The following is a 12231-nucleotide window of genomic DNA, read 5'->3' on the forward strand; positions in this document are numbered from 1 at the left end:
GCCCAGGACTCAGGCGCCGGAGCCGCCGAACTCACGCTCCAGAGAAGCGATCTGGTTCGAGCCGAGGCCGCGTACGCGGCGGCTCTCGGAGATACCGAGTCGCTCCATGATCTGCTTGGCGCGGACCTTGCCCACGCCCGGCAGGGACTCCAGGAGAGCGGAGACCTTCATCTTGCCGATGACGTCGTTCTCCTGGCCCTGCTTGATGACCTCGTGAAGGGAGGCGCCGGAGTGCTTGAGTCGATTCTTGACCTCGGCCCGCTCCCGGCGAGCCGCGGCGGCCTTTTCGAGCGCGGCTGCGCGCTGTTCAGGGGTAAGGGGCGGAAGAGCCACGCCTACGTCACCTCGGATGTCGAACTGTCGGATACGGACCGGTGAGGAACCTAGTCGCCCCACACCTGGGGAGCTACGAGCAACACGCTTGCCCGTTCTCCCCCGCACTGCCTTGAAAGCGTGGGAGGTGGCCCCACTCGACGGAGACTAGCGGGCAAGTGCGCCAGAGTCAGCGAGAACAGCGGAAAAGTCCTGGTCAGCCTCCCTGGAGCCGGACATTTACGACATACTGCCCCGGATTTGAGGATGTATTCAGACTCGCGGCGTTCCGAAGGCACTCATCGGAGGACTCCCGAACGGCTGTCGGAGGACTCAGGCGGCCGTCACAGCGGCTCTGATCTCCTCCGCGAAGCGCTCGGCGGACGCACGCAGCGCGACCACGTCGGGACCGTGACGAAGAACACCCCGGCTCACGTTCGGCACGACATTGCGCACCACCGCCCCGAAGACGCCCGCCAGGTCGCCCGCCGTGGCTCCCTGGGCGCCGATGCCGGGCGCCAGGAGCGGTCCGTTGATGTCCAGGTCGTAGGAGGAGAGATCGCCCAGCGTGGCGCCGACGACCGCGCCGAAGGACCCCAGGGGCGTCTCTCCCGCGTTCTCGGCGGCGAGGTGGGCCAGCATGGTCGCTCCGACGTTGCGGCCGTCCCCGCGGACCGCGTGCTGCACCTCGCCGCCCTCCGGGTTCGAGGTGAGCGCGAGGACGAAGAGCCCGGCCCCGCTCTCGCGCGCCAGGTCCACCGCGGGCTTCAGCGAGCCGTAGCCCAGGTACGGCGACACGGTCAGCGCGTCCGAGAAGAGCGGCGCGTCCTTGTGCAGGAAGGTCTCCGCGTACGCGGCCATGGTCGAGCCGATGTCGCCGCGCTTGGCGTCCATCACGACCAGCGCCCCGGCCGCCCGCGCCTCCTCGACCGACTTCTCCAGGACGGCGATGCCCCGTGAGCCGAACCGCTCGAAGAACGCGCTCTGCGGCTTGAGGACCGCGACCCGCTCGGCCAGCGCCTCGACGACGGTGCGGCTGAACCGCTCCAGGCCCGCGATGTCGTCGTTCAGGCCCCAGTCGGTGAGCAGCGAGGCGTGCGGGTCGATGCCGACGCACAGCGGGCCGCGCTCGTCCATGGCACGGCGAAGACGTGCGCCAAAGGGTTCCAGGCTCATGCGGACTTCCTCACGTCGGCGCCGACCGCGTCGGCGAGGGTGGTGTACGGGCTGGTACGGAGGCGGGCGGCGAGCCCCTTGTGGATCGCCCGGCCCCAGAAGGGGCCCTCGTAGATGAACGCGCTGTACCCCTGGACCAGCGTGGCGCCGGCCAGGATGCGCTGCCAGGCGTCCTCGGCGTTCTCGACGCCGCCGACGCCCACCAGGGTGATCCGGTCGCCCACGCGCGCGTAGAGGCGGCGCAGCACCTCCAGGGAGCGTGCCTTCAGCGGCGCGCCCGAGAGTCCGCCGGTCTCCTCGACGAGCGAGGGTTCGGACTTCAAACCGAGTCCATCGCGCGCGATCGTGGTGTTCGTGGCGATGATCCCGTCCAGGCCGAGCTCGACGGCGAGGTCGGCGACCGCGTCGACGTCCTCGTCGGCGAGGTCGGGCGCGATCTTGACGAGCAGCGGCACACGCCGGTCGGTGACCGCGCGGTCGGCGGCCTCGCGGACGGCGCTCAGCAGCGGCCGCAGTGCCTCGGTGGCCTGGAGGTTGCGCAGGCCGGGCGTGTTCGGCGAGCTCACGTTCACCACGAGGTAGTCCGCGTGCCGGGCGAGCCGCTCGGTCGACTTCACGTAGTCGCCGACGGCCTCCTCCTCGGGGACGACCTTGGTCTTGCCGATGTTGACGCCCACGACGGTCCTGAAGACGGGCGTACGGGCCCCCAGGCGCTCGCTGACGGCCTCGGAACCCTCGTTGTTGAACCCCATACGGTTGATCAGCGCCCGGTCCGCCACGAGGCGGAACAGCCGCTTCTTGGGATTGCCCGGCTGCGGCTCCCCCGTGACCGTGCCGATCTCGATGTGGTCGAAGCCGAGCATCGACATCCCGTCGATCGCGACGGCGTTCTTGTCGAAGCCCGCCGCGAGCCCGAAGGGACCGTGCATCCGCAGGCCGAACGCCTCGGTCCGCAGCTCCTTGTGGCGCGGCGCGAGCGCGGCGGCGACGAACGTACGCAATACGGGGATACGGGCGACGAGCCGGATCCAGCGGAAGGCGAGGTGGTGGGCCTGCTCGGGGTCCATCCGCTTGAAGACCAGCCGGAAGAAAAGCTTGTACATGTCTCAGTGTCCTCTTGAAGCTCTCGGTGTCCTCGTGAAGCCTCATGAGCCTCATGAAGAGGGGGACACCGTTTCCGGTGTCCCCCTCAGGGCTGCCAGGGCCTCCCTAGTCGCGGGCCGCTGTCAGATGTTCGGCGTGTTCCTGGAGTGAGCGCACGCCCACGTCGCCGTGGTTGAGCGCGTCGATGCCCTGGACGGCGGCGGCGAGTGCCTGGACGGTCGTCAGGCACGGCACGGAGCGTGCCACCGCGGCCGTACGGATCTCGTAGCCGTCGAGGCGGCCACCGGTGCCGTACGGCGTGTTGACGATGAGGTCGACCTCGCCGTCGTGGATCAGCTGGACGATGGTCCGCTCGCCGTTCGGTCCTGTGCCCTCGGACTGCTTGCGCACGACCGTCGCGTTGATGCCGTTGCGCTTGAGCACCTCGGCCGTGCCGGAGGTGGCCAGCAGCTCGAAGCCGTGCGCGACCAGCTCGCGCGCCGGGAAGATCATCGAGCGCTTGTCGCGGTTGGCGACCGAGATGAAGGCGCGGCCCTTGGTCGGCAGCGGACCGTAGGCGCCCGCCTGGGACTTGGCGTACGCCGTGCCGAAGACGGAGTCGATGCCCATGACCTCACCGGTGGAGCGCATCTCCGGGCCGAGGACGGTGTCGACGCCGCGTCCGTGGATGTCGCGGAAGCGCGACCACGGCATGACGGCCTCCTTGACGGAGATCGGCGCGTCGAGCGGCAGCTCGCCGCCGTCACCGTGCGCGGGGAGCAGCCCCTCCGCCCGCAGCTCGGCGACGGTCGCGCCCAGCGAGATCCGGGCGGCGGCCTTCGCCAGCGGCACCGCGGTCGCCTTCGAGGTGAAGGGGACCGTGCGCGAGGCTCGCGGGTTGGCTTCGAGGACGTACAGGATGTCGCCCGCCATCGCGAACTGGATGTTGATCAGGCCACGGACCCCGACACCCTTCGCGATGGCCTCCGTGGAGGCCCGCAGCCGCTTGATGTCGAAGCCGCCCAGCGTGATCGGCGGCAGCGCGCACGCCGAGTCGCCGGAGTGGATGCCGGCCTCCTCGATGTGCTCCATCACGCCGCCGAGGTACAGCTCCTCGCCGTCGTACAGCGCGTCCACGTCGATCTCGATCGCGTCGTCGAGGAAGCGGTCGACGAGGACCGGCCGGGAGGGGCTGATCTCGGTCGACTCGGCGATGTAGGACGACAGCCGGGTCTCGTCGTACACGATCTCCATGCCGCGCCCGCCGAGGACGTACGACGGCCGTACGAGGACCGGGTAGCCGATCTCGTCCGCGATGGCCTTGGCCTCGGCGAAGGTGGTGGCGGTGCCGTGCTTGGGGGCCGGGAGGCCGGCCTCCGCGAGGACGCGTCCGAAGGCGCCGCGGTCCTCGGCGGCGTGGATCGCCTCGGGGGACGTACCGACGACCGGCACGCCGTTGTCCTTGAGGGCCTGGGCCAGGCCCAGGGGGGTCTGGCCGCCGAGCTGGACGATCACACCGGCGATCGGGCCGGCCAGCGACTCCGCGTGGACGATCTCCAGCACGTCCTCGAGCGTCAGCGGCTCGAAGTACAGACGGTCGGAGGTGTCGTAGTCCGTGGAGACGGTCTCGGGGTTGCAGTTGACCATCACGGTCTCGTAGCCCGCGTCGCTGAGCGCGAAGGAGGCGTGGACGCAGGAGTAGTCGAACTCGATGCCCTGGCCGATGCGGTTCGGACCGGAACCCAGGATGATCACCGCGGGCTTCTCGCGCGATGCGACCTCCGTCTCCTCGTCGTACGAGGAGTAGAAGTACGGCGTCTTCGCCGCGAACTCGGCGGCGCAGGTGTCGACCGTCTTGTACACCGGGCGCACACCCAGCGCGTGCCGCACCTCGCGCACCACGTCCTCGCGCAGCCCGCGGATCTCGGCGATCTGGGCGTCGGAGAAGCCGTGCCGCTTGGCCTCGGCGAGCAGCTCGGGGTCAAGCTTGTCGGCGGCGCCCAGCTCGTCCGCGATCTCCTTGATCAGGAAGAGCTGGTCGACGAACCACGGGTCGATCTTCGTCGACTCGAAGACCTCCTCGGGCGTGGCGCCCGCGCGGATGGCCTGCATGACGGAGTTGATCCGGCCGTCGGTGGGCCGCACGGACTCTTCCAGGAGAAGAGCCTTGTCACCGGGCTCGCCGACGAACGTGAACTGGCTGCCCTTCTTCTCCAGCGACCGCAGCGCCTTCTGCAGCGCCTCGGTGAAGTTGCGGCCGATCGCCATGGCCTCGCCGACCGACTTCATGGTGGTCGTCAGGGTGGAGTCGGCGGAGGGGAACTTCTCGAAGGCGAAGCGCGGGGCCTTCACGACCACGTAGTCGAGCGTCGGCTCGAAGGAGGCCGGGGTCTTCTCGGTGATGTCGTTCGGGATCTCGTCGAGCGTGTAGCCGACGGCGAGCTTCGCGGCGATCTTGGCGATCGGGAAGCCGGTGGCCTTGGAGGCGAGCGCCGAGGACCGCGAGACGCGCGGGTTCATCTCGATGACGATGATGCGGCCGTCGACGGGGTTGACCGCGAACTGGATGTTGCAGCCGCCGGTGTCGACGCCGACCTCGCGGATGATCGCGATGCCGATGTCGCGCAGTCGCTGGTACTCGCGGTCGGTCAGCGTCATCGCCGGCGCGACGGTGATGGAGTCACCCGTGTGGACGCCCATCGGGTCGAAGTTCTCGATGGAGCAGACGACCACGACGTTGTCGTTCTTGTCGCGCATCAGCTCCAGCTCGTACTCCTTCCAGCCGAGGATGGACTCCTCCAGGAGCACCTCGGTGGTCGGGGAGAGCGTGAGACCCTGACCGGCGATCCGGCGCAGCTCCTCCTCGTCGTGGGCGAAGCCGGAGCCGGCGCCGCCCATGGTGAAGGAGGGCCGGACGACGACGGGGTAGCCGCCGAGCGTCTCGACGCCCGCGAGCACGTCGTCCATGGAGTGGCAGATCACGGACCGGGCGGACTCGCCGTGCCCGATCTTCGCGCGGACGGCCTCGACGACGCCCTTGAAGAGGTCGCGGTCCTCGCCCTTGTTGATCGCCTCGACGTTGGCACCAATCAGCTCGACGCCGTACTTCTCCAGCACACCCTGCTCGTGCATGGAGATCGCGGTGTTGAGGGCCGTCTGGCCGCCGAGCGTCGGCAGCAGGACGTCCGGGCGCTCCTTGGCGATGATCTTCTCGACGAACTCGGGGGTGATCGGCTCGACGTAGGTGGCGTCGGCGATCTCCGGGTCCGTCATGATCGTCGCCGGGTTGGAGTTGACCAGGATGACCCTCAGGCCCTCGGCGCGCAGGATGCGGCACGCCTGGGTGCCGGAGTAGTCGAACTCGGCGGCCTGGCCGATGACGATCGGGCCGGAGCCGATGACCAGGACGGACTGGATATCGGTGCGCTTAGGCACGCTGGCCCTCCATCAGGGAAACGAAGCGGTCGAACAGGTAGGCGGCGTCGTGCGGGCCGGCTGCCGCTTCGGGGTGGTACTGGACGCTGAAGGCCGGCTGGTCGAGGAGGTGGAGCCCCTCGACGACCTGGTCGTTCAGGCAGACGTGGGAGACCTCGGCGCGGCCGTAGGGGGTCTCGGAGACCTTGTCGAGCGGCGCGTCGACGGCGAAGCCGTGGTTGTGCGCGGTGACCTCGACCTTGCCGGTCGTACGGTCCTGGACCGGCTGGTTGATGCCGCGGTGGCCGTACTTCAGCTTGTACGTGCCGAAGCCGAGGGCGCGGCCGAGGATCTGGTTGCCGAAGCAGATGCCGAAGAGCGGGGTCCTGCGGGCGAGGACCTCCCGCATGACGGCGACGGGACCGTCGGCGGTGGCCGGGTCACCGGGGCCGTTGGAGAAGAAGACCCCGTCGGGGTTCACGGCGTACACGTCCTCGACCGTGGCCGTGGCGGGCAGCACGTGCACCTCGATGCCGCGCTCGGCCATGCGGTGCGGGGTCATGCCCTTGATGCCCAGGTCGACGGCGGCGACGGTGAACTTCTTCTCGCCGATGGCGGGGACGACGTACGTCTCCTTGGTGGCGACCTCGGCGGCGAGGTTCGCGCCCTTCATCTCGGGCGCCTGGCGCACCTCGGCGAGCATGGTGCCCTCGTCGGGCAGCGCGTTGCCGGAGAAGATGCCGACGCGCATGGCGCCGCGCTCACGCAGGTGACGGGTGAGGGCGCGGGTGTCGACACCGCTGATGCCGACGACGCCCTGGCTGCGCAGTTCCTCGTCCAGCGAGCGCCGGGCGCGCCAGTTGGAGGGCACGCGCGCGGGGTCGCGGACGACGTAGCCGGCGACCCAGATCCGCTTCGACTCGGGGTCCTCGTCGTTGACGCCGGTGTTGCCGACGTGCGGGGCGGTCATGACGACGACCTGGCGGTGGTACGACGGGTCGGTGAGGGTCTCCTGGTAGCCGGTCATCCCGGTGGAGAACACGGCCTCGCCGAAGGTCACCCCCACGGCCCCGTAGGCGCGGCCACGGAAGGTCCGGCCGTCCTCCAGGACGAGTACGGCGGGAGCTGCCTTGTGCCTCTGCGAGGCGGCTCCCTGGATGGAGGTCGTCATCGTGCGCCTTCCGTCTTGGTGCTCTTGTTGATCATGTTGTTCAGGGTGTCGACCCACTCGATGTGCTCGGCCGCGCGGTCCGAGCGGAACCCGGAGTCGATCAGCTTGTCGCCGTGCGCCCAGGTGACGACGAGCAGACCGCCCTCGCTGAGGACCTTCCCGGCGATGCCCTTGCCGAGCAGGGCCTCGCGCAGTGCTTCGGCCGGGATGAAGAAGTCGGTGGCGCCGGGGCGTACGACGTCCAGTCCCGCGTCCGTCAGCGTGAGCTCGACCCGGCTTCGGGTGCCCAGGCCGTGCGCCACGATGCGGTCCAGCCACTGCCCTGCGGTGGTGGAGCCGTGGTAGCGGCCGCTCATGCTCAGTTTCACCGGGCCGGGGTCTTCCGGCATTCCGGGCAGCGGCGGCTTGCCGCCTCCGTTGAGGGTGGTGGCGGGCGACGGGCGGGCGGGCAGCTCCGGCAGGTCACTCTGAAGGGTGCCGCGCCACTTCCAGCCCTCGCGCATCAGCCAGTAGACGAGGGCGACGAACAGGACGAGGCCGACGAGCCAGCCGATCCGGGCGGCCCAGTCGGTCACTTCGGCGGACTTCTGTTCGGCAGCCATGGAGGCGGCCATCGGGATGAGAGGTGTCACGCGAGCTTCCCGTCGACGAGGGTGGCCTTGCCCCGCAGCCAGGTGTGCGTGACCCGGCCCGGCAGCTCACGGCCCTCGTAGGGGGTGTTGCGGCTGCGCGAGGCGAAGCCCGCGGGGTCCACGGCCCCACGGTATGCCGTGTCGACGAGCGTGAGGTTGGCGGGCTCACCTGCCGAGACGGGACGGCCGTGGCCCGCGGCCTGCCCGATCCGGGCGGGCTTGAAGGACATGCGGTCGGCGACGCCGGCCCAGTCCAGCAGCCCGGTCTCCACCATCGTCTGCTGGACGACGGAGAGCGCGGTCTCGAGCCCCACCATGCCCATGGCGGCGGCGGCCCACTCGCAGTCCTTGTCCTCGTGCGGGTGCGGCGCGTGGTCGGTGGCGACGATGTCGATCGTGCCGTCGGCGAGCGCCTCGCGCAGCGCCGTCACGTCGCGCTCGGTGCGCAGCGGCGGGTTGACCTTGTAGACCGGGTCGTACGTGCGGACCAGCTCGTCGGTGAGGAGGAGGTGGTGCGGGGTGACCTCGGCGGTGACGTCGATGCCGCGGGACTTGGCCCAGCGCACGATCTCGACGCTGCCGGCGGTCGACAGGTGGCAGATGTGGACGCGTGAGCCGACGTGCTCGGCGAGCAGGACATCCCGGGCGATGATCGATTCCTCGGCCACCGCGGGCCAGCCCCCGAGCCCCAGCTCGGCGGAGACGACGCCCTCGTTCATCTGGGCGCCCTCGGTGAGGCGGGGCTCCTGCGCGTGCTGCGCGACCACGCCGCCGAAGGCCTTCACGTACTCCAGGGCCCGGCGCATGATCACCGCGTCGTCCACGCACTTGCCGTCGTCCGAGAAGACCGTGACGCCGGCCGCGGACTCGTGCATCGCGCCCAGCTCGGCGAGCTTCTTGCCCTCCAGGCCGACCGTGACGGCGCCGATGGGCTGCACGTCGCAGTAGCCGTGCTCCTGGCCGAGCCGGTAGACCTGCTCGACCACACCGGCGGTGTCGGCGACCGGGAAGGTGTTGGCCATGGCGAACACGGCGGTGTAGCCGCCGCTCGCCGCCGCCCGCGTACCGGTCAGGACCGTCTCGGAGTCCTCACGACCGGGCTCCCGCAGATGGGTGTGCAGGTCGACGAGGCCCGGCAGGAGGACCTTGCCGTCGGCCTCGACGACCTCGGCGCCCTCGTCCGGGAGACCGGTACCCACCGCCGCGATCACGGCGCCGTCGATCAGTACGTCCTGCGGCTCGCCCCCGAGCACCTTCGCACCACGGATCAGGATCTTGCTCATGTTCTTACTTCTCCTCGGTACGGGTGTGGGTGACGGCGGGCTCGTTGCCGCCCAGGAGCAGGTAGAGCACGGCCATGCGGATCGAGACGCCGTTCGCGACCTGCTCGACGACGGTGCAGCGGTCGGAGTCGGCGACCTCGGCGGTGATCTCCATGCCGCGGACCATCGGGCCGGGGTGCATCACGATGGCGTGCTCGGGCATCTTCGCCATGCGGTCGCCGTCGAGGCCGTAGCGCCGCGAGTACTCGCGCTCGGTCGGGAAGAACGCCGCGTTCATCCGCTCGCGCTGGACGCGCAGCATCATCACCGCGTCGGACTTGGAGAGGGTGCTGTCGAGGTCGTAGGAGATCTCGCAGGGCCAGGACTCCACGCCGACCGGCACCAGGGTGGGCGGGGCGACGAGGGTGACCTCGGCGCCGAGGGTGTGCAGCAGGTCGACGTTGGAGCGGGCGACCCGGCTGTGCAGGACGTCGCCGACGATCGTGATGCGCTTGCCGGACAGGTCCTGGCCGATCCCGGCGTCGCGGCCGACCAGGCGGCGGCGCATGGTGAAGGCGTCGAGCAGGGCCTGCGTGGGGTGCTGGTGGGTGCCGTCACCCGCGTTGATGACGGCGGCGTCGATCCAGCCGGAGGTGGCGAGCCGGTACGGGGCTCCGGAGGCGCCGTGCCGGATGACGACGGCGTCGACACCCATGGCTTCGAGGGTCTGGGCGGTGTCCTTCAGGGACTCCCCCTTGGACACCGAGGACCCCTTGGCGGTGAAGTTGATGACGTCCGCGGAGAGGCGCTTCTCGGCGGCCTCGAAGGAGATCCGGGTACGGGTCGAGTCCTCGAAGAAGAGGTTGACGACGGTGCGACCGCGCAGGGTCGGCAGCTTTTTGATCGGCCGGTCGGCGACCCGGGCCATCTCCTCGGCGGTGTCGAGGATCAGGACGGCGTCGTCGCGGGTGAGGTCGGCGGCCGAGATGAGATGACGCTGCATCTGTCAGGCTCCGTAAGGCAGTTCAGGAGAATTCGGGCAGGCGGGCGCGCGAGGAGCGCACTCGGGGGCGTACGGCGGTGACGTACTCCGGAGTGCTACTGCTGTGCGTCCGGGGAGGTCCGCTTCGCACCGAGCAGCACGGTGTCGCGACCGTCCTCCTCGGCGAGCTGGACCTTGACCGTCTCCCGCAACGACGTGGGGAGGTTCTTGCCGACGTAGTCGGCGCGGATGGGCAGTTCGCGGTGGCCGCGGTCGACGAGGACCGCGAGCTGCACGGCGCGCGGCCGGCCGATGTCGTTCAGCGCGTCGAGCGCGGCGCGGATGGTGCGGCCGGAGAAGAGCACGTCGTCGACGAGGACGACCAGGCGGCCGTCGATGCCGTCACCGGGGATCTCGGTGCGGGCCAGCGCACGCGGCGGGTGCATGCGCAGGTCGTCGCGGTACATGGTGATGTCGAGCGAGCCGACCGGGATCTTGCGATCGGTGATCTCTTCGAGCTTGTCGGCCAGTCTGCGGGCCAGGAAGACGCCCCGGGTCGGAATGCCGAGGAGCACCACGTCGTCGGCACCCTTGGCGCGTTCGACGATCTCGTGGGCGATGCGGGTCAGCACCCGCGCGATGTCGGGGGCTTCCAGAACGGGCCGCGCATCGGCTTCGTACTGCTGTTTGTCCTGCTCGGTGTCCATACGAAACGGACCTCCTTCTCCGCCTCACGGGACGGATCATTAAAGGACGTCGGATTTGCGCCATCCACGGTACCAGCCCGGCAACGCGCCTGATCACCACCCCGTGGGCCACCGCCGGTGACTCCCGCGCGAAGGTCGGTCCGGACCATTCGGCTTGACGGGGGAGAGTAACGCTGCGTAACCTCACAGTGAGTCACCAGAGTCACCAGCCGCGCGGCGGAGCCGCACGTTGATACAGCGTCCGGGGAGCTATATGTCCAGCGAATACGCCAAACAGCTCGGGGCCAAGCTCCGGGCCATCCGCACCCAGCAGGGCCTTTCCCTCCACGGAGTCGAGGAGAAGTCACAGGGACGCTGGAAGGCGGTCGTGGTCGGGTCGTACGAGCGCGGCGACCGCGCCGTCACCGTGCAGCGCCTCGCCGAACTGGCGGATTTCTACGGGGTTCCCGTGCAGGAGCTGCTGCCCGGCACCACTCCTGGCGGAGCCGCCGAGCCGCCGCCGAAGCTCGTCCTCGACCTGGAGCGGCTGGCCCACGTGCCGGCCGAGAAGGCGGGTCCGCTGCAGCGTTACGCCGCGACGATCCAGTCCCAGCGCGGTGACTACAACGGCAAGGTGCTGTCGATCCGCCAGGACGACCTGCGCACCCTCGCCGTCATCTACGACCAGTCGCCCTCGGTCCTCACCGAGCAGCTGATCAGCTGGGGCGTGCTGGACGCGGACGCGCGCCGCGCCGTCGCCCACGACGAGGGCTGATCCCTTCGGGGAGTTCAGCAGAAACGTGCCGCCGGGGTGGCCGGAACCATGTGTTCCGGCCACCCCGGCGGCTTTGTGCGGGCCTCGGGAGCCAGCTGGGTACGGGAACGCCGGAGGGCCCGCAGCGGACGTGCTGCGGGCCCTCCGGCGTTTTCGTACGTCGTCTACGGGCGCGTACGGACCATCGGCGCCGTACGCGCTAGGTCCTGTCGTCGAATTCCCGTCGTCCGCCCGGAGGGCGGGCCCTGCGGCGAGAGTGGTGCGTGGCGTCGCGGGGCGGACGGGAATTCGACGACAGGGCCTAGGCCTCGTCGCGGCGCAGCGACGGCTTCAGGTCCTTCAGACGGCCCAGCAGGCCGTTCACGAACGAGGGCGACTCGTCCGTGGAGAACTCCTTCGCCAACTGCACCGCCTCGTCGAGGACCACGGCGTCGGGGGTCCCGTCGACCCAGATCAGCTCGTAGGCGCCGAGGCGCAGGATGTTGCGGTCGACGACCGGCATCCTGTCCAGCGTCCAGTCGACGGCGTAGGTCGCGATGAGCTCGTCGATCCGCTTCGCCTTGGTGGCGTAGCCCTCGACCAGCTCCATCGTGTACTCGCTGACCGGCGGCTGCCGGGTGTCGGCCCGGGAATGCCGGATCCAGTCCGCGAGGACCGTCAGGACGTCCACGCCGCGCTGGTCGCCCTCGAAGAGGATCTGGAAGGCGCGCTTGCGGGCCGTGTTGCGGGCAGCCACGG

Annotated in this window: 11 protein-coding genes; 1 reads left to right on the forward strand and 10 read right to left on the reverse strand. The window is 69.9% G+C overall.

Annotation, left to right across the window (positions count from 1 at the left end; translation table 11 throughout):
* Positions 1-9 precede the first annotated feature (9 nt).
* The 9 genes from FNV62_RS12470 to pyrR all read right to left on the reverse strand — a co-directional run bounded on the left by FNV62_RS12470 (position 10) and on the right by pyrR (position 10739).
* Positions 10-333, reverse strand: a complete 324-nt coding sequence (locus FNV62_RS12470) for an integration host factor (RefSeq protein WP_016638838.1) — start codon at positions 331-333, stop codon at positions 10-12.
* Between the two features lie 312 nt (positions 334-645).
* Positions 646-1488 carry an orotidine-5'-phosphate decarboxylase gene (pyrF, locus tag FNV62_RS12475; RefSeq protein WP_164657626.1) on the reverse strand — a complete coding sequence of 281 codons (843 nt, stop codon included), beginning with the start codon at positions 1486-1488 and terminating at the stop codon, positions 646-648.
* Positions 1485-2591: a quinone-dependent dihydroorotate dehydrogenase gene (locus FNV62_RS12480; RefSeq protein ID WP_144315224.1), complete on the reverse strand. Its 1107-nt coding sequence runs from the start codon at positions 2589-2591 to the stop codon at positions 1485-1487. The genes pyrF and FNV62_RS12480 overlap by 4 nt, the downstream gene beginning before the upstream one ends.
* Positions 2592-2697: 106 nt before the next feature.
* Positions 2698-6006 carry a carbamoyl-phosphate synthase large subunit gene (gene carB, locus FNV62_RS12485; RefSeq protein ID WP_097283897.1) on the reverse strand — a complete coding sequence of 1103 codons (3309 nt, stop codon included), beginning with the start codon at positions 6004-6006 and terminating at the stop codon, positions 2698-2700.
* Positions 5999-7156: a glutamine-hydrolyzing carbamoyl-phosphate synthase small subunit gene (gene carA / locus FNV62_RS12490; protein ID WP_144315225.1), complete on the reverse strand. Its 1158-nt coding sequence runs from the start codon at positions 7154-7156 to the stop codon at positions 5999-6001. The genes carB and carA overlap by 8 nt, the downstream gene beginning before the upstream one ends.
* Positions 7153-7770, reverse strand: a complete 618-nt coding sequence (locus FNV62_RS12495; RefSeq protein WP_164331944.1) for a hypothetical protein — start codon at positions 7768-7770, stop codon at positions 7153-7155. Before FNV62_RS12495 ends, carA begins: the two co-directional genes overlap by 4 nt.
* A gap of 14 nt (positions 7771-7784) precedes the next feature.
* Positions 7785-9071 carry a dihydroorotase gene (locus FNV62_RS12500; RefSeq protein ID WP_054233977.1) on the reverse strand — a complete coding sequence of 429 codons (1287 nt, stop codon included), beginning with the start codon at positions 9069-9071 and terminating at the stop codon, positions 7785-7787.
* A 4-nt stretch (positions 9072-9075) separates the two neighbouring features.
* Positions 9076-10053: an aspartate carbamoyltransferase catalytic subunit gene (locus tag FNV62_RS12505; protein ID WP_054233976.1), complete on the reverse strand. Its 978-nt coding sequence runs from the start codon at positions 10051-10053 to the stop codon at positions 9076-9078.
* A gap of 95 nt (positions 10054-10148) precedes the next feature.
* Positions 10149-10739, reverse strand: coding sequence for a bifunctional pyr operon transcriptional regulator/uracil phosphoribosyltransferase PyrR (gene pyrR / locus FNV62_RS12510; RefSeq protein WP_054233975.1), 591 nt, complete (start codon positions 10737-10739; stop codon positions 10149-10151).
* Between the two features lie 253 nt (positions 10740-10992).
* Between pyrR and bldD the strand changes: the two genes are divergently transcribed.
* Complete coding sequence (bldD, locus tag FNV62_RS12515; protein ID WP_037621142.1) at positions 10993-11493, forward strand: transcriptional regulator BldD; 501 nt, start codon at positions 10993-10995, stop codon at positions 11491-11493.
* Positions 11494-11794: 301 nt separating this feature from the next.
* Here the strand turns inward: bldD and nusB are convergent, their stop codons facing one another.
* Entirely contained in the window at positions 11795-12229 is a 435-nt protein-coding gene (gene nusB, locus FNV62_RS12520; RefSeq protein ID WP_054233974.1) for a transcription antitermination factor NusB, read from the reverse strand.
* Between the last annotated feature and the right edge of the window lie 2 nt (positions 12230-12231).

Origin of the sequence: Streptomyces sp. RLB3-17 (genome assembly GCF_007113425.2) — a bacterium.
In the GTDB taxonomy this organism is placed as follows: Bacteria; Actinomycetota; Actinomycetes; order Streptomycetales; family Streptomycetaceae; genus Streptomyces; species Streptomyces mirabilis_D.

What these genes read in the sequence shown, in the direction of transcription:
- FNV62_RS12480 (WP_144315224.1), bottom strand. Translation starts at nt 2,591, where the DNA reads ATGTACAAGCTTTTCTTCCGGCTGGTCTTCAAGCGGATGGACCCCGAG.
- carA (WP_144315225.1), bottom strand. Translation starts at nt 7,156, where the DNA reads ATGACGACCTCCATCCAGGGAGCCGCCTCGCAGAGGCACAAGGCAGCT.
- FNV62_RS12495 (WP_164331944.1), bottom strand. Translation starts at nt 7,770, where the DNA reads ATGGCCGCCTCCATGGCTGCCGAACAGAAGTCCGCCGAAGTGACCGAC.
- pyrR (WP_054233975.1), bottom strand. Translation starts at nt 10,739, where the DNA reads ATGGACACCGAGCAGGACAAACAGCAGTACGAAGCCGATGCGCGGCCC.
- bldD (WP_037621142.1), top strand. Translation starts at nt 10,993, where the DNA reads ATGTCCAGCGAATACGCCAAACAGCTCGGGGCCAAGCTCCGGGCCATC.
- FNV62_RS12500 (WP_054233977.1), bottom strand. Translation starts at nt 9,071, where the DNA reads ATGAGCAAGATCCTGATCCGTGGTGCGAAGGTGCTCGGGGGCGAGCCG.
- pyrF (WP_164657626.1), bottom strand. Translation starts at nt 1,488, where the DNA reads ATGAGCCTGGAACCCTTTGGCGCACGTCTTCGCCGTGCCATGGACGAG.
- FNV62_RS12505 (WP_054233976.1), bottom strand. Translation starts at nt 10,053, where the DNA reads ATGCAGCGTCATCTCATCTCGGCCGCCGACCTCACCCGCGACGACGCC.